Source organism: Curtobacterium sp. MCBD17_026, from assembly GCF_003234895.2.
Lineage (GTDB): Bacteria > Actinomycetota > Actinomycetes > Actinomycetales > Microbacteriaceae > Curtobacterium > Curtobacterium flaccumfaciens.
Genome location: NZ_CP126281.1, coordinates 3,318,704 through 3,340,844, shown reverse-complemented (window position 1 = coordinate 3,340,844; position 22,141 = coordinate 3,318,704). Strand labels below are relative to the sequence as shown.

Here is a 22,141-nt window from a genome sequence, read left to right as displayed (position 1 = left end):
TCATGGGACTCCTCAAGACACGAGGCAAGAGCAAGGCGGCCGCGAAGGCGCGTCGTCACAACCGTCTCCGCAAGAAGATCACTGGCACCGAGGCTCGTCCCCGTCTCGCCGTCACCCGCTCGTCGCGTCACGTGTTCGTGCAGGTCATCGACGACTCGAAGGGTCACACCCTCGCCAGCGCCTCGACGATGGAGGCAGACCTCCGCTCGTTCGACGGCGACAAGACCGCCAAGGCCCGTCGCGTCGGTGAGCTCCTCGCCGAGCGCGCGAAGTCGGCTGGCGTCGAGGCCGTGGTCTTCGACCGCGGTGGCAGCAAGTACGCCGGTCGCGTCGCCGCGATCGCCGATGGTGCCCGTGAAGGAGGGCTGAACCTGTGAGCGACAACGCGAACACCAACGAAGACGCCAAGACCGAGGCCGTCGAGGCCACGGAGACCACCGAGGCGAGCACGGAGGCCACGGCCACCGAGGCAACCGCCGAGGCGACCACCGAGGGCGCCAAGACCGGCAAGGAGGCGGAGGCACCTGCCGTCGCCGAGCGTCCGGTCGAGACCGCCGCGGGCTCCGCGTCCAACAACCGCGACTCCGCCGACAACCGTGGCCGTCGTGGTGGCGGTCGTGACCGTCAGCAGGGCCGCGACCGCAACAACCGCGGTGGCGACAGCCAGTTCCTCGAGCGCGTGGTGACCATCAACCGCGTCTCGAAGGTCGTCAAGGGTGGTCGTCGCTTCAGCTTCACGGCGCTCGTCGTCGTCGGTGACGGCAACGGCCTCGTGGGCGTCGGCTACGGCAAGGCCAAGGAGGTCCCCACGGCGATCTCCAAGGGTGTCGAAGAGGCGAAGAAGAACTTCTTCCGCGTCCCCCGCGTCGGCAACACGATCCCGCACCCGGTGCAGGGTGAAGCCGCCGCTGGCGTCGTCCTCCTGCGTCCGGCCGGCCCCGGTACCGGTGTCATCGCCGGTGGTCCGGTCCGCGCCGTGCTCGAGTGCGCCGGCATCCACGACGTCCTGAGCAAGTCGCTCGGCTCGTCGAACACCATCAACATCGTGCACGCGACCGTCGAGGCCCTGAAGCAGCTCGAGGAGCCCCGCGCCGTCGCGAGCCGTCGTGGCCTCGACGTCGAGCGGGTCGTCCCGGCCCGTCTGCTCCAGGCCGAGGCCGCAGCCCTGCGTGCCGCGACCGAGAAGGCAGGTGCGTGATGGCGATGCTGAAGATCACGCAGATCAAGTCCGTTATCAGCGAGAAGCAGTACCAGCGCGACACCCTGCGCAGCCTGGGCCTCAAGCGCATCGGCCGTTCGGTCGAGCGTGAGGACAACTCCCAGAACCGCGGGTACATCGCGACGGTGGCGCACCTCGTGAAGGTCGAGGAGGTCGACGCATGAGCGACGAGAAGAACGAGCGCGTGCAGGTGCTGAAGCTGCACCACCTCCGTCCCGCAGAGGGCGCCAAGAAGGACCGCACCCGTGTGGGTCGCGGTGAGGGCTCGAAGGGCAAGACCGCTGGGCGTGGTACCAAGGGCACGAAGGCCCGTTACCAGGTCCGGGTCGGCTTCGAGGGTGGGCAGATGCCGCTGCACATGCGCACCCCGAAGCTCCGCGGGTTCAAGAACCCGTTCCGGGTCGAGTACCAGGTCGTGAACCTGGACAAGATCTCGGAGCTCTACCCCGACGGTGGCGACGTCACCGTTGCGGGCCTGGTCGCCAAGGGCGCCGTCCGCAAGAACGAGAAGGTCAAGGTTCTCGGTCAGGGTGACATCACCGTGAAGATCACGGTCGCGGTCGACAAGGTCTCGGCGTCCGCCGCTGAGAAGATCGTGGCTGCTGGCGGCACCGTCTCCCAGTAACCCCCGTCGGCGGCCCGTGCGTTTGCGCACGGGCCGCCGTTACGGTTTCCTTGACAGTGGCCGGCATCCGCCAGCCGGGTCGGCCCTGCCGACCGAAACCGGTCCGGCCGCGATCGACGGCCCCGGTCCCACAAGTTCGGAGTCATCGTGTTCAGAGCGGTCGCGCGCATCATGCGCACCCCTGATCTTCGCAAGAAGATCGGCTTCACCCTCGCGATCATCGCGCTGTTCCGTCTCGGGTCGTACATCCCGGCACCGTTCGTCGACTACGCCGCCGTGCAGAGCTGTCTCGCCAGCGCGTCGTCCTCCGGCGGTCTCTACGACCTCATCAACCTCTTCTCCGGCGGCGCGCTGCTGAAGCTCTCGGTCTTCGCGCTCGGCATCATGCCGTACATCACGTCGTCGATCATCGTGCAGCTCCTGCGTGTGGTCATCCCGCACTTCGACACCCTCTACAAGGAGGGCCAGTCGGGCCAGGCGAAGCTGACGCAGTACACGCGCTACCTCACGATCGCGCTCGGTGTCCTGCAGTCCACGACGCTGATCACGGTCGCTCGCTCCGGCGCCCTGTTCGGCACGAACGCCTCCGCGTCCTGCACCTCGATCATCTCGAACGACAGCTGGTACGCCATCATGCTGATGGTCGTCACGCTGACCGCCGGCACCGGCCTCATCATGTGGATGGGCGAGCTCGTCACCGAGCGCGGCATCGGCAACGGCATGTCGCTCCTGATCTTCACGTCGATCGCGGCGCAGTTCCCGTCGGCGCTCTGGGCGATCGAGCAGTCGCAGTCGTTCGAGCTCTTCCTGTTCGTGATCCTGGTCGGACTCGTGATAATGATGGCCGTCGTGTTCGTCGAGCAGTCACAGCGGCGGATCCCCGTGCAGTACGCCAAGCGCATGGTCGGGCGGCGGACGTACGGCGGCAACAACACCTACATCCCGATCAAGGTGAACATGGCCGGCGTCGTGCCCGTCATCTTCGCCTCGTCGCTGCTGTACCTGCCGGCCCTGATCGCGCAGTTCAACCAGCCCTCGGACGGCTCCGAGCCGGCAGCCTGGGTGACCTGGATCCAGAACAACCTGACCTCGGGTGACAACTGGTTCTACATGGTCCTGTACTTCCTGCTCATCGTCGGGTTCACGTACTTCTACGTGGCGATCACCTTCAACCCCGAAGAGGTCGCCGACAACATGAAGAAGTACGGCGGGTTCATCCCCGGCATCCGTGCCGGTCGTCCGACCGCCGAGTACCTCGACTACGTCCTCACCCGGGTGACGCTGCCCGGCTCGCTCTACCTCGGTCTCATCGCGCTCATCCCGCTGGCAGCACTGGCGCTGTTCGGCGCGAACCAGAACTTCCCGTTCGGTGGCGCGAGCATCCTCATCATCGTGGGTGTCGGTCTCGAGACCGTGAAGCAGATCGACTCGCAGCTGCAGCAGCGTCACTACGAAGGGCTTCTCCGTTGAGCGCACGTCTCATCATCGTCGGACCTCCCGGAGCCGGGAAGGGCACCCAGGCCGGCCGCATCGCGGACTCCTTCGGGATCCCCGCGATCTCGACCGGGGACATCTTCCGCAAGAACGTGGCAGAGGGCACGCCCCTCGGCGTGCAGGCGAAGACGATCATGGACGCCGGCGACTACGTGCCGGACTCCCTGACGAACGAGCTCGTGAAGTCGCGCCTGCAGGAGCCCGACGCCGAGCACGGGTTCCTGCTGGACGGGTACCCGCGCACGGTCGGTCAGGTCGAGTACCTCGACGCGCTGCTCGCCGAGCAGGGCACCGCGATCGACGCCGTCGTGCAGCTCGTCGCCGACCAGGACGAGCTCGTCGGGCGCCTGCTCAAGCGTGCCGAGGACCAGGGTCGCAGCGACGACAACGAGGAGACGATCCGTCGTCGTCAGCAGGTGTACGCCGAGCAGACGGCGCCCATCGTGGCGGCGTACGGCGAGCGTGGCCTCGTGGTCGACGTCGACGGCCTCGGAGCGATCGACGAGGTCGGCGACCGCATCCAGACGGCACTGGCGGGCCGCGGGCTCTCCGCGACCGTCTGACCAGCGTGGTGCGGTTCAAGAAGCCCTCGATCTACAAGACCCCGGACGAGCTCCGGGCGATGGTCCGGCCGGGCCTGCTGACCGCCGAGGCGCTCGACGCCGTCCGGGCAGCGATCCGCCCGGGCATCACGACCGGCGAACTCGACGCGATCGCCGAGCGCACCATCCGTGACGGCGGTGGGATCCCGAACTTCCAGCTCGTGCCCGGCTACCGCCACACGCTGTGCGTGTCGGTGAACGACGAGATCGTGCACGGGATCCCCGGAGAGCGCGTGCTCGCGCCCGGCGACATCGTGTCGGTGGACGCCGGCGCCGAGGTCGACGGCTGGAACGGTGACAGCGCGTTCACGACCGTCGTGCCCGGTGGCGACGCCACGGTCACCGCGGCCCGGCAGACGCTCTGCGACACGACCGAGCGGTCGCTCTGGCACGGCATCGCCGCGCTCGCCCACGCGAAGAACCTGCACGAGGTCGGCTCCGCTGTGGAAGACGCGATCGACGAGACCGGCGCGTGGGGCATCGTCGAGGACTACACCGGTCACGGCATCGGCCGGTCGATGCACGAGGACCCGCCGGTCTTCAACTACCGCGTCCGTGGCGCCGGCCCTGCCGTCAAGCCGGGGCTGGTGGTCGCCATCGAGCCCATGGTCACGGCCGGCACGATCGACAGCTCGACGGACGACGACGACTGGACGGTCCGGACGCTCGACGGCTCCGACGCCGCGCACTGGGAGCACAGTGTCGCGGTGCACGCGGCTGGGATCTGGGTGCTCACGGCCGCCGACGGCGGCGCTCGGGGCCTGGCCCCGCTGGGTGTGACGCCCGTCCCGATCCCGTAGGACGGGCCTCCGGTCCGGATCCCGTGCCCACGCTCGGCGGATCTGCACGATGCGACGGCCGGGAGGCCCGGCTGGCGTCCGCCGTGTCGCCCACGTCGGGTGGACCCATCCGATCAGTGCCCGACGGACGCCGTGGCGTCGTGTCAGTTGCCGACGGAGCAGGTCTCCTCGGAGGCGCTCTGCCCGGTGATCGACGAGGGCAGCGGCGTCGCCGACGCGGTCGGCGTCCGAGTGGCGGTGGCGCTCGGCGCCGCCGATGGCACGTCGGCGGACGACGAAGTCCCTGACGAACCCGAGGTGCCGGACGGACCCGAGGTCCCGGACGACCCGGTGCTGCTCGACGTCCCGCCGCTGGACGGCGACTCCTCGGACGCGCGACCGGTGCTCGAGTCGCTCAGCGAGGACCGGACGTCGTTCTGCAGCGCCACGTTCAGGGTGTGGGCCGTCTCCTGGTCGACGATCACCCGGGCATCGTCGGCGGGGTCGTCGGCCACCGGGTACTGCACGAAGAGCATGTTGGCCGTGCTCATCCCGCGCAGCGCCGAGGCGAGCTTGACCAGGGTGCCGGTCTGGGCCAGGCCGTCGGACAGCGTCATGTTGGACAGGGCGGCGCCGGCCAGCTTGTAGAGCGTGATCGGGTTCGAGAGCGTGCCGTCCGAGGTGACCTTGCGGAGGAGCGCCGACAGGAACACCTGCTGCGAGCTGATGCGGGCGAGGTCGCTGCCGTCGCCGACCCCGTGGCGGGTGCGCAGGAAGGCGAGTGCGTCCGAGCCCTCGAGGGAGTGCGAGCCCGTCGTGAGGTGCAGGCCGGTGAAGGTGTCGTCGATCGGCTCGGCAACGCACACGTCCACGCCGCCGAGGGCGTTCGACATCTCGATCACGCCGTCGAAGGTGATGAGCCCGGCGTAGGGGATGCTCAGGCCGGTCAGGTTCTCGACCGTGTCCACGACGCAGGAGACACCGCCGTTGCCGAGCGCGGTGTTGAACATCGCCGAGGTGGACGCGGGGTAGGTCGTGCCGGTCGCGGGGTTGGTGCAGGCCGGGATCGGGACCATCAGGTCACGGGGGAAGCTGACCGCGGTGAGCTGCTGGTGGTCCGCCGAGATGTGGATGAGCATCGTGACGTCGTTGCGGGCGCCCTCGACGTCCTCGTCGGAGTCGAACTGGCCGACCCGCGTGTCGCTGCCGATGAGCAGGATGTTCGCTCCGCCCTTGATCGCCGAGATGTCCGCGGTCTTGGCGGTGTTCTGGTCGTCGGTGCTGAGTGCGACCGTCTGCGGCGCGGCGGCGAGCTGCGCGCCTGCGATCGCGGCGACGCTCGTGCCGCTGACGAGCAGGACGGCGACGGCGGCCGCGACGACGGTGACGAGCGTGCCCCAACCCCGACGACGGGCCTGCTTGCCGTGGCTGGCGAAGGGGCGTCGGGTGGCGTCGGGCACGTGTTCTCCGTTCGGTGGTCCGGCGCGAGCTGCTGGTGCGGCGGACGTGGCTGCGGAGCAAAACTACGGTTCGCGCGCAAGTGCGCGCCCGGAGCGCGCCGTCAAACCACTGTGGAACGCTCAGGCACGGCTCCGGAAGCCCCAGACGTGGGGTGTTCCGCGTCCCCACTTGGCAATTGCGGGTTTACCACATAAGATCGATCTTTGGTGTGTCATGCCCTCTCGGGTGTGGCGACCGACCCGCAGACCGGTTCGGGGATCACACCAGTTCCACAACCAAGCGACAGTGAGGCTATGGCCAAGAAAGACGGCGTCATCGAGATCGAAGGCTCGGTGCTCGAAGCTCTGCCCAACGCGATGTTCCGCGTTGAGCTGACGAACGGACACAAGGTCCTCGCGCACATCTCCGGGAAGATGCGCCAGCACTACATCCGCATCCTCCCCGAGGACCGCGTGATCGTGGAGCTGAGCCCGTACGACCTGACCCGCGGCCGGATCGTCTACCGCTACAAGTGATCCGCGAGCTGGAAAGGAACGGCACGGCAATCCTGCCGAGCACGAAGCCAGCGAGCACGAGGAAAGAACCATGAAGGTCAACCCCAGCGTCAAGCCCATCTGCGAACACTGCCGCGTGATTCGCCGCAAGGGCCGCGTCATGGTGATCTGCAAGAGCAACCCGCGTCACAAGCAGCGCCAGGGCTAGTCCCGGGCGCGTGACCGGCGCCGACGGTGTCCATCGGACACCAGGCTGCTCGAGCACGACCCACAACTGAAGATCGACAACGCAGTACCAGAACCCGGTCGCACGACGGCCGGGGGACACCTCGGGGCGGAGGCCCGAGCACCGGTACTGCGCCACACCTCCATCGACAACAGGAGCAGCCATCACATGGCACGTCTAGCAGGCGTCGACATCCCGCGCGAGAAGCGCGTGGAGATCGCACTCACGTACATCTACGGCGTCGGCCGTACCCGCGCCGTCCAGGCACTGACGGAGACCGGTATCTCCGGTGACATCCGCGTCAAGGACCTGACCGACGACCAGCTCGTCGCCCTCCGTGACTTCATCGAGGGCAACTTCAAGGTCGAGGGTGACCTCCGCCGTGAGGTCGCCGCCGACATCCGCCGCAAGGTCGAGATCGGCAGCTACGAGGGTCTCCGCCACCGTCGTGGTCTCCCGGTGCGCGGTCAGCGCACCAAGACCAACGCTCGTACCCGCAAGGGACCGAAGCGCACCGTGGCAGGCAAGAAGAAGGCTCGATAGGAGACCCCGATGGCTACCCCCAAGACTGCCGCGCGCAAGCCGCGCCGCAAGGAGAAGAAGAACGTCGCTGTGGGCCAGGCCCACATCAAGAGCACGTTCAACAACACGATCGTCAGCATCACCGACCCGTCGGGTGCCGTCCTCAGCTGGGCGTCCTCGGGTGCCGTGGGCTTCAAGGGTTCGCGCAAGTCGACGCCGTTCGCGGCGCAGCTCGCCGCCGAGTCCGCTGCGCGTCAGGCGCAGGAGCACGGCGTCAAGAAGGTCGACGTCTTCGTGAAGGGCCCGGGTTCGGGTCGCGAGACCGCGATCCGCTCGCTCCAGGCCGCTGGCCTCGAGGTCGGCTCGATCAACGACGTCACGCCGCAGGCGCACAACGGGTGCCGCCCGCCCAAGCGCCGTCGCGTCTGACGCGAGGAGCAACCGGCCGCGCCCTGCTCGTCCCCTGACCGGATCCGTTCCGGCGAGGGCGGGCAGGGCCCGCGGCCATTCCTGGTCGTTCGATCGCGCACGTGTGTGCGCGTGATCACAACTCAACAGACCCGTCGGGGCCCATGCGGCCCCGTCGTACCGCCAAGTGTCATATAGCGGACACTTCGCCGAAAGGAATCCCACAGTGCTCATTGCACAGCGCCCCACCCTGACCGAGGAGCCGATCTCCGAGCACCGCTCGCGCTTCGTCATCGAGCCGCTCGAGCCGGGCTTCGGTTACACCCTCGGCAACTCGCTGCGCCGCACGCTCCTCTCCTCGATCCCCGGCGCGGCTGTCACCAGCATCCGCATCGACGGCGTCCTCCACGAGTTCAGCACCGTTCCCGGTGTCAAGGAAGACGTCACCGAGATCATCCTCAACATCAAGAGCCTGGTCGTCTCCAGCGAGCACGACGAGCCCATCACGGCGTACCTGCGCAAGCAGGGTGCCGGTCAGGTCACCGCAGCGGACATCTCCGCTCCGGCCGGCGTCGAGATCCACAACCCGGAACTCGTCATCGCGACCCTGAACGACACCGCGCGCTTCGAGCTCGAGCTCACGATCGAGCGTGGCCGTGGCTACGTCTCGGCGACGCAGAACCGTTCCGAGTTCAGCGAAGCCGGTCAGATCCCGATCGACTCGATCTACTCGCCGGTCCTCAAGGTCACCTACCGCGTCGAGGCGACGCGTGCCGGTGAGCGCACGGACTTCGACCGCCTGGTCGTCGACGTCGAGGCGAAGCCGGCCATCACGCCGCGCGACGCCATCGCGTCGGCCGGCCGCACGCTGGTCGAGCTGTTCGGGCTCGCTCGCGAGCTCAACACGGCGGCCGAGGGCATCGAGATCGGCCCCGCGCCGGTCGACGCCGTGCTCTCGAACGAACTGCAGACCCCGATCGAGGACCTCGACCTGTCGGTCCGCAGCTACAACTGCCTGAAGCGGGAGGGCATCAACACGGTGTCCGAGCTCGTCGCCCTGTCGGAGACGCAGCTCATGAACATCCGCAACTTCGGTCAGAAGTCGGTGGACGAGGTCAAGGACAAGCTCACCGAGCTCGGCCTGTCCCTCAAGGACACCGTCCCCGGATTCGACGGCGCCCACTTCTACAGCGGGTACGACGAGGACGAGTCCAACAACTGACCTCGCGCTCACGCGCAAGCGCGCTGACACCGCGCGCACCACTTTCACCACTGGAGAACTGACATGCCGAAGCCCACCAAGGGCCCCCGCCTCGGTGGCGGTCCCGCCCACGAGCGCCTGCTCCTGAGCAACCTCGCCAACGCCCTCTTCACGCACGGTCGCATCACGACCACCGAGACGAAGGCCAAGCGCCTCCGCCCGGTCGCCGAGCGTCTCATCACGTTCGCGAAGCGGGGCGACCTGCACGCGCGTCGTCGTGTGATCAGCATCCTGCGCGACAAGTCCGTCGTGCACACGCTGTTCACCGAGATCGCCCCCCAGGTCGAGGACCGCCAGGGCGGTTACACCCGCATCACGAAGCTCGGCTTCCGCAAGGGCGACAACGCTCCGCTGGCGTCGATCGAGCTCGTCCTCGAGCCCGTCTCGAGCACGCCCGCTCCGGTCAAGCGCAACTCGGCTCCGGCCGCTGCTGCCGCCCCGGTCGACGAGCCCGCCGCTGACGAGACCGCCGAGGAGGCCCCGGTCGAGGAGACCGAGACCACCGAGGAGTCCGCCCCGGTCGAGACCGAGTCCGAGACCGAGGCTGCTGCCGAGGTCGAGGCCGACGCCGCCGAGAAGTCGGACGACGCCGACACCAAGTAGTCCGGTGCCCTCCGGGGCGCCGCACCACCACGAGGAAGCCCTCGCGACCCAGGTCGCGGGGGCTTCCTCGCGTGCACGGACTCCACGGCACGAGCGACGCGCCGCGTAGGGTGGCCGACCGGTACGACAGGGAAGGAAGTCATGGCGTTCCAGCACGTTGCGGGTCTGGGGACACGGGTCTGGCGGTGGAGCCGGACCTCGGGCACGCAGCCGCGCCTGCTGCACGCCGGCAAGGCCGCCGCCGCTGCGGTGATCGCCTGGCTCGTGGCGCAGCACATCCCGGGCGTCGCGGCCGAGTACCCGTACTACGCGCCACTCGGCGCCGTCGTCGCGATGCAGACCACGGTGTTCGCGGGCATCCGGAGCGGTGTGCAGACCCTGGTCGGGATCGCCCTCGGCATCCTCATCGCCGCGTTCACGATGTGGGTCGGCGATCCCGGCTTCCTCGCGATCGCGCTCGCGGTCGGCGTCGGGGTGCTGGTCGGCGGGTTCCGCGTGCTGGGGGAGGGGAGCTCGTGGGTGTCGACCGCGGCGCTCTTCGTGCTGCTCGTCGGCGGCGCGCACGCCGAGGGCTACTCGCTCGGGTACCTCGTGCAGATGGCCGTGGGTGTCGTCGTCGGGCTGCTGGTCAACTTCCTGGTGTTCCCGCCGCTGCACTTCTGGGACGCCGAACACCGCATCGACGCGGTGAACGGTGTGCTGGCGGACCACCTCGACGGGCTGGCAGCCGTGCTCGAGGAGGGCAAGCGCGACGAGAAGGCGTGGGACCACCAGCAGGACCGCCTGGACCGCGCGATCGCGGACGTCCGGTCGCGGGTGGCGATCGCGCACGAGAGCCGCCGGCTCAACCCCCGTGGGGCACTGCGTGGGTCGCGAGCGCGGCTCCAGAAGGACGGCGGACGCTTCCGGGCACTGGAGCGCGTCGCCTGGTACACGACCGACCTCACCGAGCTCGTGGCGCGCTCCGGTCCGGTCTCCGAGGGTGTCGGGCGTCCGGACCCCGCGTTCGCCACCCCCATCGCCGAAGCGCTGCGGAAGATCGCCAGCACGATCCGCGGTGACTCCCCGGAGGACCAGGCCGAAGCGGCCATCGCACGACTCGAGACCGCGCTCGACGAATCGCGTGAGAACCCCTCCCACGTCGCGGTCACCTCGGCCGCGCTCGTCGCCCTGCGCGGGATCGTCGAGTCCGAGCGGCGCGCCACCGACGACCTCGACACCCGGACCGGTCCGTCGGCGTTCGGCCGTCCGCGCGGCTGAAGGGGTGCGGGCGGTCGCCGTCCGGCGGACCGAGCGCGGGCCGGGAGGCACGGATCACCCCCGCTACGGTGGTCACGTGGACGAGACGGTCGGCTTCCAGGACCCCGACAGCACGGGTGACGTGCGGCTGCGACTGGACATCGCCTACGACGGGGCGGCGTTCTCCGGGTGGGCTCGGCAGCCCGGGCTCCGGACGGTGCAGGGCGCGCTCGAGAGCGCACTCGCCACCGTCTTCACCCGCTGGGGCGAACCGCCGTTGCTCACCGTCGCCGGACGCACCGACGCCGGGGTGCACGCCACGGGGCAGGTCGCACACCTGGACCTGTCGGCGGAGCAGTGGGCAGCGCTCACCGCCAAGCGCGGGACGGGTCGCTCACCGCTCGACGGGCTGGTCAAGCGGGTCAACGGCATCGCAGCACCCGAGGGGGACGTCGTCGTCACCGGTGCCTCGGTGGCGCCCGCCGGGTTCGACGCCCGGTTCTCCCCGCTCTGGCGCCGGTACGAGTACCGGATCGCGGACGCCGACGCCCCGCGCGATCCACGTCGGCGCGGGCACACGGTCTGGCACGCGGCGCGGCTCGACCCGGCAGCGATGGAGCGCGGTGCGCTGACGTTGCTCGGGCTGCACGACTTCGCGACGTTCTGCAAGCCGCGCGAGGGGGCGACGACCATCCGGACGTTGCAGCAGTTCCGCTGGGACCGCGAGCCGGACGGCGTGCTGGTGGCGCGCCTCCAGGCCGACGCCTTCTGCCACTCCATGGTCCGGGCGATGGTCGGCGCGACCATCGCCGTCGGCGAGGGCCGCTTCGGCCCGGACCGCCTCGAGGAACTCCGCGTCGCCGAGGAACGCACGAGCGCCTTCAAGACGGCGCCGGCGAAGGGACTGACCCTGACCGAGGTGGGGTACCCGGCGGACGCGGAGCTCGCGGAGCGGGCGGAGCAGACCCGGGCCCGACGGTCGGTGGACGGTAGCGTCGAGGGATGAGCCCGCGCGAACCCCGTTCCGTCGTGTCCGTCGCCCCCGGAGTCGTCTTCGTCGAGGGTCCGGTGTCCAACTGGGTGGTGCTGGCGGAGGAGGACGGCGTCGCGCTGATCGACGCCGGGTACCCGGCCGACACCGACCTCGTGCTCGACACCGTGCGCGCCGCCGGACACGACCCCGCCGATCTCCGTCGCGTCTACGTGACGCACGGACACGTCGACCACGTCGGCGGCATCCCCGGGATCCTCGAGCGGTACCCCGACGTCGAGGTGCTCGCCCACGCCGACGAGCTCGCCAACGTGCGCGGACCGGAGCGGCAGCAGGTCACCCCGGCGGAGATCGGCGGCCGGCTCGCCAGCCCCCGTGTGCTCGCCTGGCTGGTGCGGGCGATCCGATCCGACGCCCTGCGGCCCACCACCGTGCCGTCCGCTCGCGCGTTCACCGGTGCGGACTTCGCGGGTCGGGCGATCTCGCCGTTCCCGGCCGTCGGCCACACCGACGGCTCGACCGCCTACCTGCTGCCCGCGGCGGACGCGATCGTCACCGGCGACGCCGTCGTCAGTCGGCACGACACCCAGCCGGGGTCGTGGGCCCCGCGCCCGCGGATGATCACACCGTTCTTCACCGCCGACCAGGACCGCGCGCTCGAGTCCGCACGGGCGCTGCCGTTCCCGGCTCTCGTGCTGCCGGGACACGGACCGGCCGTCCGACGTGTGGGTGGGACGTGGCTGCCGTTCGGCTGATGCCGCGCGATCGGCTGTGCCGCAGAACGCGATCGGCTGATGCCGCGCGATCGGCTGATGTTGCCGAACGCAATCATTTACCTCGACGCAACCTGAATGTCCCCGCAGGTCGGTAGCGTGCGGTCATGGCCAACACCCTCGGGCGCACTCTGCTGTGCGCCACGGCGGCCGCGACGCTCCTCGCGGCTCCACTCGTCACCGTCACCGCAGCGACCGCGAACCCCGAGGGGACCGACCTCGTCATCGAGGAGGCCTACCTGAAGGCGGGGAGCAAGGGCGCGTTCTACAACGAGAAGTTCGTCGAGATCGGCAACCCGACCGACGCCGCCGTGTCGCTCGACGGGTGGTCGTTGCAGTACCGGTCGGCCACGGGCACCGGCACGTTCTCGGCCAGTGCGCTCCAGGGCACCGTGCCGGCGAAGGGCACCTTCCTGGTGTCGATGGCGGGCAACGGCGGGGCCACCCCCGCCGGCGAGGACCTGCCCGCCGCCGACGACACCGCGACGCTCAACCCATCGGGTACCACCGGCACGCTCGTGCTGTCCGACGCCACCGCACCCCTGGCACTCGCCGCCGGACCCGTCGCCACCGGCACCGACGGCGTGGTCGACCTGCTCGGCTACGGCGCCTCGAACACGTTCGAGTCGGCCGTGCGCACCGTGACCGGGGACAACTCCGTGCCGAACGGCCTGGTCCGCCAGGGCACCACGGACACCGACGTCAACGGTGCGGACTTCTCGGTGACGACGACGCTCACCCCGCGGAACGCCGCGGGCGAGACGACGGCACCGACCGAGCCCACGGAACCGACCGACCCGGGTGACGGCGGGACCCCGACGCCCGGCACCCCCGCCGAGACGGTGACCATCGCCCAGCTGCAGGGCACCACGGACACCTCGCCGTACGTCGGCAAGAACGTCACGACGGACGGCGTCGTCACCGCGGTCTACGGCACCGGCGGCTTCAACGGCTACACGATCCAGACCCCGGGCACCGGCGGCGCGATCGACCTCGCCGCCCACACCGCGTCCGACGCCGTGTTCGTCTTCTCGTCCGCCACCGCCGGGCTGGTGCACGAGGGCGACCACGTGCGAGTCACCGGCGCCGTCTCCGAGTACTTCGGCCTGACCGAGCTCACGGTGTCCGGGGCCTCGTCGGTGCAGCAGCTGACCGACCCCGTCGCGGCACCGCAGCCGGCCGCGGTCGCGTTCCCGTCGTCCGACGCCCAGCGCGAGTCGCTCGAGAGCATGCTCGTCGCTCCCCAGGGGGCGTACACCGTCGCGGACAACTACACGACGAACCAGTACGGCGAGGTCGTGCTCGCCAGCGGCACGAAGCGCCTGGTCCAGCCGACCGAGGTCGGCCGACCGGGCAGCGCCGAGGCGAAGGCCGTCGAGGCCGACAACGCCGCGCGCAAGGTCACGCTCGACGACGGTGCGAGCACCAACTTCCTGACCCAGGCGAACCAGGGCATCCCCGTGTCGTGGCTCACCCAGGGCCCGGTCACCGTCGGGGCCGCAGCCACCTTCACCGAGCCGGTCGTCCTCGACTACCGCAACAACGGGTGGAAGTTCCAGCCGACCGCGCCGATCACGGGTGCGACCCCGGCCGCCGAGCTGCCGGCGTCGTTCTCGAAGGTGCGCCAGCCGGCACCGCAGGACGTCGGTGGTGACCTGAAGCTCGCCGGCTTCAACGTGCTCAACTACTTCCCGACCACGGGCGACGAGCTCACCGGCTGCAAGTACTACACGGACCGTGCCGGAGACCCCGTCACGGTGAACTCGGGCTGCGATGCCCGCGGTGCCGCCGAGGAGGAGGACTTCCTGCGCCAGCAGGTCAAGATCGTCAAGGCGATCAACGGCCTGGACGCCGACGTCGTCTCGCTCGAGGAGATCGAGAACTCCGTCCGCTTCGGTCAGGACCGCGACGCCGCCGTGGCCACCCTGGTCGACGCGCTCAACGCCGCCACCGGCCAGGACACCTGGGCCTACGCGAAGTCCCCGGCCGTCGTGCCCGCGAGCGAAGACGTCATCCGCCTCGCCATCATCTACAAGAAGGACCGCGTCGAGCCCGTCGGCGAGTCGACGATCCTGCTCGATGATGCGTTCACGAACGCCCGCCAGCCCGTCGCGGATGCGTTCCGCCCGGTCGGCGGCACCGCGGACGACGACTTCCTGGTGATCGCGAACCACTTCAAGTCGAAGGGCTCCGGCACCGGCGAGAACGCCGACCAGGGCGACGGACAGGGGGCGTCGAACGCCGACCGCGTCGAGCAGGCAAAGGCCCTCGTGACGTTCTCCACTGACATGCAGGAGCAGTACGGCACCGACAAGGTGTTCATGCTCGGCGACTTCAACGCGTACAGCAAGGAGGACCCGGTGGTGGTCCTCGACGAGGCCGGTTACACCGACCTCGGCCCGGCGCTCGACAGCACCGAGTACTCGTACGTGTTCTCCGGCCTGAGCGGTTCGCTCGACCACGTGTTCGCGTCGAAGGCGGCGCTCGAGACGGTCACGGGCGTGGACATCTGGAACATCAACTCGGTCGAGTCGGTGGGCTTGGAGTACAGCCGCTACAACTACAACGCGACGAACCTGTACAACGACGACGTGTACCGGGCGAGCGACCACGACCCGATCCTGGTCGGGTTCGACCTGGACGCCGCAGGCACCGACCCGGGCACGGACCCGACGCCGGTTCCGACCCCGACGCCGGTTCCGAACCCAACCCCGACGCCGGCCCCGGTGCCGCCGGTCGACGGGAGCACGCCGCCGGCTGCCCCGGTTGCGCCGGTGGCGCCGTCGGAGTCGCTGTTGACGGAGGCGAGCCGTGGTGGGGTGTCGGCTCCGTCGTCGGCTCGTGCGGGGGAGACGATCACGGTGACGGTGGGCACCGCGTCGGCCGGTGACACGGTGAACGTGTGGCTGTTCTCGACCCCGACGCTGATCGGGAGCGCGGTGGTGGCTGCGGACGGGACGGTGCGGGTGACGATCCCGGCGGACACCGCGGCTGGGGTGCACCGGTTGGTGGTGACGGCTGCGGACGGGTCGTTGATCGGGTGGACCCCGATCACGATCACCACGGATGGGCAGCTCGCGTTCACGGGTGCTGTGGGCCTCGGTGCCGGTGCGTTGGTGGCGTTCCTGCTGCTCGCGGCGGGTGCGGGTGTGCTGGTCGTGCGTCGCCGACGTCGGACGGTGGCTGCGGAGTAGTCCCCACGCCCCAGGTCGGGGCGATGAGTGTGCAGAAGACGTCGGGTTCGCGGTGCGGGCCCCACGTCTTCTGCTCACCGGGCGCGGTGGGCGCGACCGTGCGGCGGCCTGGAGGCGCGGTGCGGGGCCGCTCCGCGCCTCCAGGCCGACAGCGGGGCGCGTTTGACCGACGTACCCCGCATCGGCTAGGCTCTCACCTTGGTCTGTGCGCCCCGCGCGCGGACAGTCAGATGAGCCCTCCAACCGAGGTGTTCCCCGTGCTTCTGCCCGTGGAACTCCCGACCGGAGTGGGATTCACGGACTCCTCACCTCGACACGAAAGCAGCACTCCTGTGACTCGCACGTTCTCACCGAAGCCGGCAGACGTCCAGCACGACTGGATCGTCATCGACGCCACCGACGTCGTCCTCGGTCGTCTCGCCACCCACGCCGCGGCGCTCCTGCGCGGCAAGCACAAGGCCACCTTCGCCCAGCACATGGACATGGGTGACTTCGTCATCATCGTGAACGCCGACAAGGTCGCCCTGACCGGTTCGAAGCTCGCGAAGAAGGTCTACTACCGTCACTCGGGCTACCCGGGCGGCCTGACGGCGACCTCCTACCCGGAGATGCTCGAGAAGCACCCCACCCGCGCCGTCGAGAAGGCGATCCGCGGCATGCTGCCGAAGAACACCCTCGGCCGCGAGCAGCTCAAGAAGCTGAAGGTCTACGCCGGCGCGGAGCACCCGCACGCCGCGCAGCAGCCCAAGCCGTACATCTTCGACCAGGTCGCACAGTAGTTCCGGCCACGACGACTTCAAGGACATAGAGAAACTCATGGCTCAGATCGCTGATTCCCTCGACCAGACCCCGGAGAGCTTCACCACGGAGAGCGCACCCGCCGCTGCCGAGGCCGCTCCCCGTCAGATCCTCAACGTCTCCGGCGGTGCCGTCGGGCGCCGCAAGGAGGCCATCGCGCGCGTCCGGCTCGTCCCGGGCTCCGGCACGTTCGTCGTGAACGGCCGCACGCTCGAGGACTACTTCCCGAACAAGCTGCACCAGCAGCTCATCAACGACCCCTTCAAGGTGCTCGAGCTCCTCGGCTCGTACGACGTCGTCGCCCGCATCACCGGTGGTGGCCCGTCGGGTCAGGCCGGCGCGCTCCGCCTCGCCATCGCCCGCACCCTGAACGAGATCGACCGCGAGAACAACCGCGCGACCCTCAAGAAGGCCGGCTTCCTCACCCGTGACGCCCGCGTCATCGAGCGCAAGAAGGCCGGTCTCAAGAAGGCCCGCAAGGCGTCGCAGTTCTCGAAGCGCTAGTCGTCACCGGCTGAAGATCGCCATGCCGCGTCTGTTCGGTACCGACGGGGTTCGTGGTCTCGCCAACGGCGAGCTGACGGCCGCGCTCGCACTGGGTCTTGCCCAGGCGAGCGCGGCCGTCCTCACACACGGACACCACGCCGACGCCCGCCGGGCGTCGGGTCGACCGCGCCCGCGCGCGGTCCTCGCGCGCGACCCGCGCGTCTCCGGCGAGTTCCTCGGTGCCGCCGTCGCGGCCGGGCTCGCCTCGGCCGGCGTCGACGTGCTCGACGCCGGGGTCATCCCCACCCCCGCCGCGGCGTTCCTCGTCGCGGACATCGACGCCGACTTCGGCGTGATGATCTCCGCATCGCACAACCCCGCTCCCGACAACGGGATCAAGTTCTTCGCCACGGGTGGCCGCAAGCTGCCGGACGAGGTCGAGGACCGCATCGAAGCGGCCATGCACGACCACTCCGCGCCCACCCCCACCGGCATCGACGTCGGGCGCATCTCGCGGTTCGCCGACGCCGAGGACCGCTACGTGGTGCACCTGCTCGGCACGTTGCCGCACCGGCTCGACGGCATCCACGTGGTGCTCGACTGCGCCAACGGTGCCGCCGCCGGCGTCTCGCCCGAGGTGTTCGTCAACGCGGGTGCCCGCGTGACGCTCATCGGCGGCGACCCCGACGGCTGGAACATCAACGACGGCGTCGGTTCGACCCACATCGACAACCTCGCCCGCGCGGTGCTCGAGCACGGCGCCGACGTCGGCATCGCGCACGACGGCGACGCGGACCGTTGCCTGGCGGTCGACGCCGCGGGCAACGCGATCGACGGTGACCAGATCATGGCGATCCTCGCGCTGTCCCTGCAGGAGCGCGGACGACTGAAGGACGACACCCTGGTCGCGACGGTCATGTCGAACCTCGGGCTGAAGCGCGCCATGGCCGACGCGGGCATCACCGTGATCGAGGCCGGCGTGGGTGACCGTTACGTGCTCGAGAAGATGACCGAGGGCGACTACTCCATCGGCGGCGAGCAGTCCGGCCACATCATCTTCAACGAGTTCGCCACCACGGGCGACGGCATCCTGACCGGGCTGCACCTGGTGGCCGAGATGGCACGGACGGGGAAGTCGCTGCAGGAGCTCGCCTCGTGCATGACCGTGTTCCCGCAGGTGCTGCTCAACGTCCGGGGCGTCGATCGCCACGGGCTCGCCGACCAGGGCGTGCAGGACGCCATCGCCGCCGCCACCGAGGCGCTCGGGGACAGCGGTCGTGTGCTGCTCCGTCCGTCGGGCACCGAGCCGGTCGTGCGCGTCATGGTCGAGGCTGCCTCGCAGGACGATGCCCAGCGCATCGCCGAGGAGCTCGCCGCCGTCGTGCAGGACCGCCTGGCGCTCGACGCCGCGTAGGGGCGTTCGCCGCTCACGGAACCAGGTTCCGGACACAGCACCGTGTTCTTCCCTGGTGTGGTGTCCGGAACCTGGTTCCGTGTGGCCCCAGCTCAGATCTTGCGGAGCAGGACCGAGTTCACCTTGTGGTTCGCGCCCTTCTTCAGCACCAGGGTGGCGCGGGAGCGCGTGGGCAGCACGTTCTCGATCAGGTTCGGCTCGTTGATCGCCCGCCAGACCTCGGTCGCCGTCCGCACCGCGTCCTCACGCGACAGCGAGGCGAACCGGTGGAAGAACGAGTCGGGGCTCGAGAACGCCTCTTCCTGCAGGGCGAGGAACCGGTCGATGTACCAGGACTCGATGTCCTTCGTCTTCGCGTCCACGTAGATCGTGAAGTCGAACAGGTCGGACAGTGCGAGCCGCCCGTGCACCGGGGGCGCCAGCACGTTGAGACCCTCGACGATGAGCACGTCGGGCTGCCGGACGACGATCTCGGCATCGGGCACGATGTCGTAGACCAGGTGCGAGTAGTACGGCGCGCGGACCTCGGTCGCCCCGCTCTTCACCTGGCTCACGAAGCGCAGCAGGGAGCGGCGGTCGTACGACTCCGGGAAGCCCTTGCGGTCCATGATCCCGCGGCGCTCCAGCTCGGCGTTCGGGTACAGGAAGCCGTCGGTCGTCACGAGCTCGACCCGAGGGGTGTCCGGCCAGCGCTTCGTCAGCTCGCGCAGCAGACGGGCGACGGTGGACTTGCCGACCGCGACGGAACCGGCGACGCCGATGACGAACGGCGTGCGTCCGGCGCGCTCCCCGAGGAACCGGCTCGTCTCGGCGTGCAGGTTCCGCGCACCGGCGGCGTAGAGCGTGAGCAGGCGGGACAGGGGCAGGTAGACCTCCTGCACCTCCTGCATGTCCAACCGGTCGCCGAGACCGCGCAGCTGCACGATCTCGGTCTCGGTGAGCGACAGGTGCTCCTTCGGGGCGAGCTGGGACCACTCGTCACGCGGGATCTCCACGAACGGGGTCGGGTGCGCGACGGCGGTCTCCGAGAACGGCATGGGATCGAGCGTACAGACGGGAGGCCCGGGGCACGTGAGCCGGTCGGCTCACGTGCCCCGGGCCTCCCGGCCAGTGCTCGGTGCGCGCCCGCAGGACGCGACGCGTCAGGCGGGCAGGGCCGCCTCGATGGCGGCGACGACCTCGGGGGCGTCCGGCTTGGTGGTGGGACGGAAGCGCGTGACGGTGCCGTCGGGGGCGATGAGGAACTTCTCGAAGTTCCACGCGACACGGCCGGCCTTGCCGTCGGCGTCCGGGGTCTCCTTGAGGGCCTGGTAGAGCGGGTGCGCGCTCTTGCCGTTGACCTTGACCTTCTCGGACATCGGGAACGTCACACCCCACGTGGTGGAGCAGTACTCGTCGATCGCCTCGGACGAGCCGAGCTCCTGCAGGAACTGGTTGCTCGGGAAGCCCAGCACCGTGAACCCGCGGGGGCCGTACTGCTTCTGCAGGGACTCGAGCTGCTCGTACTGCGGAGCGAGGCCGCACCGGGAGGCGACGTTCACGACCAGTACGGCCTTGTCGGCGTAGGCGCCGAACGTGGTGTCCTCGCCGTGCAGTGTGGTGATGGCGATGTCGTCGAAGCGTCCCATGGCCGAAACGTTATCCCCACCCCTGGGACTTCGCAGGGTCGGCGTCCAGGCAGACCGTAGGATCGGTTCCATGTGTGGAATCGTCGGCTACGTCGGCAGCAACAGCAGCCAGGACGTCCTCCTCGGTGGCCTCCGTCGCCTCGAGTACCGCGGCTACGACTCGGCGGGCATCGCCGTCGTCGACCCAGCAGGGGACCTCGTGTCGGCCAAGAAGGCCGGCAAGCTCCAGGCCCTGGTCGACGAGCTCGAGTCGTCGCCGATCCCGGACGGCACGACCGGCATCGGGCACACCCGCTGGGCAACCCACGGTGGCCCGACCGACGGCAACGCCCACCCGCACCTGGCCGACGGCGACAAGCTCGCCCTCATCCACAACGGCATCATCGAGAACTTCTCCGAGCTCCGCGCCGATCTGCAGGCCGAGGGCATCGAGTTCCGCAGCGAGACCGACTCCGAGGTCGCCGCGCACCTGGTCGGACGCGCCTTCCGCGAGACCGGTGACCTCACCGCAGCCATGCAGCGGGCCGTGCAGCGGCTCGAGGGGGCCTTCACGCTCCTCGTCGTGCACGCCGACCAGCCCGGCGTCGTCGTCGGTGCCCGTCGCAACTCGCCCCTGGTGGTCGGGCTCGGCGACGGTGAGAACTTCATGGGCTCGGACGTCGCCGCGTTCGTCGCCTACACGCAGCGCGCACTGTCGATCGGGCAGGACGAGATCGCCACGATCCGCCCCGACGGCGTCGACGTCATCCACTTCGACGGCACCCCGGCCACGCCGAGCGAGTTCGAGGTCAACTGGGACGCCTCCGCCGCCGACAAGGGCGGCTGGAGCTCGTTCATGGCGAAGGAGATCAGCGAGGAGCCCGAGGCCGTCGCGAAGACGATCCTCGGTCGCGTCCACGACGGCGCCGTCACGCTGACCGACCTCGACCCGATCGCCGACCGCCTGGCGACCGTCGACCGCGTCATCGTGATCGCCTGCGGCACCGCCGCCTACGCCGGCATGCTGGGCAAGTACGCCATCGAGCAGTGGGCCCGTGTGCCGGTCGAGGTCGAGCTCGCCCACGAGTTCCGCTACCGCGACCCGGTGCTGAACGAGCGCACCCTGGTCGTCTCGATCAGCCAGTCCGGCGAGACCATGGACACGCTCATGGCCGTCAAGTACGCCCGCGAGCAGGGCGCGCAGGTCCTGTCGATCTGCAACACCCAGGGCGCCACGATCCCGCGTGAGTCCGACGCCGTGATCTACACGCACGCCGGGCCCGAGGTCGCCGTCGCGTCGACCAAGGCCTTCATCGCCCAGGGCGTCGCGCTCTACCTGCTCGGGCTGCACCTGGCGACGCTGCGCGGCACGCTCACCGCCGAGCAGATTGCCGAGCAGGTGGCCGAGCTCGAGGGGCTCGCGCCGAAGCTGCAGCAGACCATCGAGGACGCCGCCGGCATCAAGGACCTGGCCCGTTGGATGGCGGACACCCGGAGCGTGCTGTTCCTCGGCCGCCACGTCGGCTACCCGATCGCGCTCGAGGGGGCCCTCAAGCTCAAGGAGCTCGCGTACATCCACGCCGAGGGCTTCGCCGCCGGGGAGCTCAAGCACGGCCCGATCGCCCTGATCGAGCCGGGCCAGATCGTCTTCGTCATCGTGCCGTCGCCGCGCGACCCCCGATCGCTGCACCCGAAGGTCGTCTCGAACATCCAGGAGATCCGCGCCCGCGGTGCCCGGGTGATCGCCATCGCTGAAGAAGGCGACGCCGCGGTGCTGCCCTTCGCCGACGAGGTCCTGCGGATCCCCCTCGCGACCCCGCTGTTCGAGCCGCTGCTCGCCGTGGCACCGCTGCACATGTTCGGGATGGAGCTCGCCGCCGCCAAGGGCCTCGACGTGGACCAGCCACGCAACCTCGCGAAGTCGGTCACCGTCGAGTAGTCGCGA

Annotated in this window: 24 protein-coding genes; 21 read left to right on the top strand and 3 right to left on the bottom strand. The window is 69.8% G+C overall.

Going from position 1 to position 22,141, the window contains the following annotated elements:
* The first annotated feature begins 2 nt into the window (after positions 1–2).
* The 7 genes from rplR to map all read left to right on the top strand — a co-directional run bounded on the left by rplR (position 3) and on the right by map (position 4,740).
* Positions 3–377 (top strand): 50S ribosomal protein L18, encoded by a 375-nt coding sequence (gene rplR, locus DEI85_RS15840; protein WP_027466725.1) that lies wholly within the window; start codon positions 3–5, stop codon positions 375–377.
* Positions 374–1,198 (top strand): 30S ribosomal protein S5, encoded by an 825-nt coding sequence (rpsE, locus tag DEI85_RS15835; protein WP_110859501.1) that lies wholly within the window; start codon positions 374–376, stop codon positions 1,196–1,198. The genes rplR and rpsE overlap by 4 nt, the downstream gene beginning before the upstream one ends.
* Positions 1,198–1,383 (top strand): 50S ribosomal protein L30, encoded by a 186-nt coding sequence (gene rpmD, locus DEI85_RS15830; protein WP_017885515.1) that lies wholly within the window; start codon positions 1,198–1,200, stop codon positions 1,381–1,383. The genes rpsE and rpmD overlap by 1 nt, the downstream gene beginning before the upstream one ends.
* Positions 1,380–1,844, top strand: a complete 465-nt coding sequence (gene rplO / locus DEI85_RS15825; RefSeq protein WP_017885514.1) for a 50S ribosomal protein L15 — start codon at positions 1,380–1,382, stop codon at positions 1,842–1,844. The genes rpmD and rplO overlap by 4 nt, the downstream gene beginning before the upstream one ends.
* 147 nt (positions 1,845–1,991) lie before the next feature.
* Positions 1,992–3,314: a preprotein translocase subunit SecY gene (gene secY, locus DEI85_RS15820; RefSeq protein ID WP_027466722.1), complete on the top strand. Its 1,323-nt coding sequence runs from the start codon at positions 1,992–1,994 to the stop codon at positions 3,312–3,314.
* Positions 3,311–3,901, top strand: coding sequence for an adenylate kinase (locus DEI85_RS15815; protein WP_111123214.1), 591 nt, complete (start codon positions 3,311–3,313; stop codon positions 3,899–3,901). The genes secY and DEI85_RS15815 overlap by 4 nt, the downstream gene beginning before the upstream one ends.
* Before the next feature lie 59 nt (positions 3,902–3,960).
* A complete protein-coding gene (map, locus tag DEI85_RS15810) occupies positions 3,961–4,740 on the top strand; it encodes a type I methionyl aminopeptidase (protein ID WP_250895737.1) in 780 nt (259 codons plus the stop codon).
* A gap of 143 nt (positions 4,741–4,883) precedes the next feature.
* On the opposite strand, the gene DEI85_RS15805 is transcribed toward map, so the two are convergent.
* Positions 4,884–6,179 carry an LCP family protein gene (locus DEI85_RS15805; protein ID WP_110859504.1) on the bottom strand — a complete coding sequence of 432 codons (1,296 nt, stop codon included), beginning with the start codon at positions 6,177–6,179 and terminating at the stop codon, positions 4,884–4,886.
* A gap of 294 nt (positions 6,180–6,473) precedes the next feature.
* Here DEI85_RS15805 and infA point away from each other — a divergent pair, with 294 nt between their 5' ends.
* The 13 genes from infA to glmM all read left to right on the top strand — a co-directional run bounded on the left by infA (position 6,474) and on the right by glmM (position 18,589).
* On the top strand, positions 6,474–6,695 hold the full coding sequence (gene infA, locus DEI85_RS15800) for a translation initiation factor IF-1 (protein WP_017885509.1): 222 nt from the start codon (positions 6,474–6,476) through the stop codon (positions 6,693–6,695).
* A gap of 70 nt (positions 6,696–6,765) precedes the next feature.
* Positions 6,766–6,882 carry a 50S ribosomal protein L36 gene (gene rpmJ, locus DEI85_RS15795; RefSeq protein WP_022903266.1) on the top strand — a complete coding sequence of 39 codons (117 nt, stop codon included), beginning with the start codon at positions 6,766–6,768 and terminating at the stop codon, positions 6,880–6,882.
* A gap of 186 nt (positions 6,883–7,068) precedes the next feature.
* The gene (gene rpsM / locus DEI85_RS15790) at positions 7,069–7,443 is read left to right on the top strand and encodes a 30S ribosomal protein S13 (RefSeq protein ID WP_017885508.1); all 375 of its coding nucleotides are present in this window, start codon (positions 7,069–7,071) and stop codon (positions 7,441–7,443) included.
* A 9-nt stretch (positions 7,444–7,452) separates the two neighbouring features.
* Positions 7,453–7,851: a 30S ribosomal protein S11 gene (rpsK, locus tag DEI85_RS15785; RefSeq protein ID WP_017885507.1), complete on the top strand. Its 399-nt coding sequence runs from the start codon at positions 7,453–7,455 to the stop codon at positions 7,849–7,851.
* A gap of 205 nt (positions 7,852–8,056) precedes the next feature.
* A complete protein-coding gene (locus tag DEI85_RS15780) occupies positions 8,057–9,052 on the top strand; it encodes a DNA-directed RNA polymerase subunit alpha (protein WP_017885506.1) in 996 nt (331 codons plus the stop codon).
* A gap of 63 nt (positions 9,053–9,115) precedes the next feature.
* Positions 9,116–9,694, top strand: a complete 579-nt coding sequence (gene rplQ, locus DEI85_RS15775) for a 50S ribosomal protein L17 (RefSeq protein WP_110859505.1) — start codon at positions 9,116–9,118, stop codon at positions 9,692–9,694.
* A 141-nt stretch (positions 9,695–9,835) separates the two neighbouring features.
* Positions 9,836–10,954 (top strand): FUSC family protein, encoded by a 1,119-nt coding sequence (locus tag DEI85_RS15770; RefSeq protein ID WP_110859506.1) that lies wholly within the window; start codon positions 9,836–9,838, stop codon positions 10,952–10,954.
* Between the two features lie 76 nt (positions 10,955–11,030).
* Positions 11,031–11,939 carry a tRNA pseudouridine(38-40) synthase TruA gene (truA, locus tag DEI85_RS15765; RefSeq protein WP_110859507.1) on the top strand — a complete coding sequence of 303 codons (909 nt, stop codon included), beginning with the start codon at positions 11,031–11,033 and terminating at the stop codon, positions 11,937–11,939.
* Positions 11,936–12,679, top strand: a complete 744-nt coding sequence (locus DEI85_RS15760) for an MBL fold metallo-hydrolase (protein ID WP_110859508.1) — start codon at positions 11,936–11,938, stop codon at positions 12,677–12,679. The genes truA and DEI85_RS15760 overlap by 4 nt, the downstream gene beginning before the upstream one ends.
* 125 nt (positions 12,680–12,804) lie before the next feature.
* Positions 12,805–15,891 carry an ExeM/NucH family extracellular endonuclease gene (locus DEI85_RS15755; RefSeq protein WP_111123215.1) on the top strand — a complete coding sequence of 1,029 codons (3,087 nt, stop codon included), beginning with the start codon at positions 12,805–12,807 and terminating at the stop codon, positions 15,889–15,891.
* A gap of 332 nt (positions 15,892–16,223) precedes the next feature.
* The gene (gene rplM / locus DEI85_RS15750; protein WP_027466717.1) at positions 16,224–16,670 is read left to right on the top strand and encodes a 50S ribosomal protein L13; all 447 of its coding nucleotides are present in this window, start codon (positions 16,224–16,226) and stop codon (positions 16,668–16,670) included.
* Positions 16,671–16,707: 37 nt separating this feature from the next.
* Positions 16,708–17,193: a 30S ribosomal protein S9 gene (rpsI, locus tag DEI85_RS15745; protein WP_027466716.1), complete on the top strand. Its 486-nt coding sequence runs from the start codon at positions 16,708–16,710 to the stop codon at positions 17,191–17,193.
* Between the two features lie 22 nt (positions 17,194–17,215).
* Positions 17,216–18,589, top strand: a complete 1,374-nt coding sequence (gene glmM / locus DEI85_RS15740) for a phosphoglucosamine mutase (RefSeq protein WP_111123216.1) — start codon at positions 17,216–17,218, stop codon at positions 18,587–18,589.
* A 92-nt stretch (positions 18,590–18,681) separates the two neighbouring features.
* Here glmM and coaA read toward each other — a convergent pair whose 3' ends face one another.
* Together coaA and DEI85_RS15730 are read right to left on the bottom strand one after the other, a co-directional pair.
* Positions 18,682–19,626 (bottom strand): type I pantothenate kinase, encoded by a 945-nt coding sequence (gene coaA / locus DEI85_RS15735; protein ID WP_110859510.1) that lies wholly within the window; start codon positions 19,624–19,626, stop codon positions 18,682–18,684.
* A gap of 105 nt (positions 19,627–19,731) precedes the next feature.
* Entirely contained in the window at positions 19,732–20,217 is a 486-nt protein-coding gene (locus DEI85_RS15730) for a glutathione peroxidase (RefSeq protein WP_111123217.1), read from the bottom strand.
* 70 nt (positions 20,218–20,287) lie between these two features.
* Here DEI85_RS15730 and glmS point away from each other — a divergent pair, with 70 nt between their 5' ends.
* A complete protein-coding gene (gene glmS, locus DEI85_RS15725; protein ID WP_111123218.1) occupies positions 20,288–22,135 on the top strand; it encodes a glutamine--fructose-6-phosphate transaminase (isomerizing) in 1,848 nt (615 codons plus the stop codon).
* Positions 22,136–22,141 lie beyond the last annotated feature (6 nt).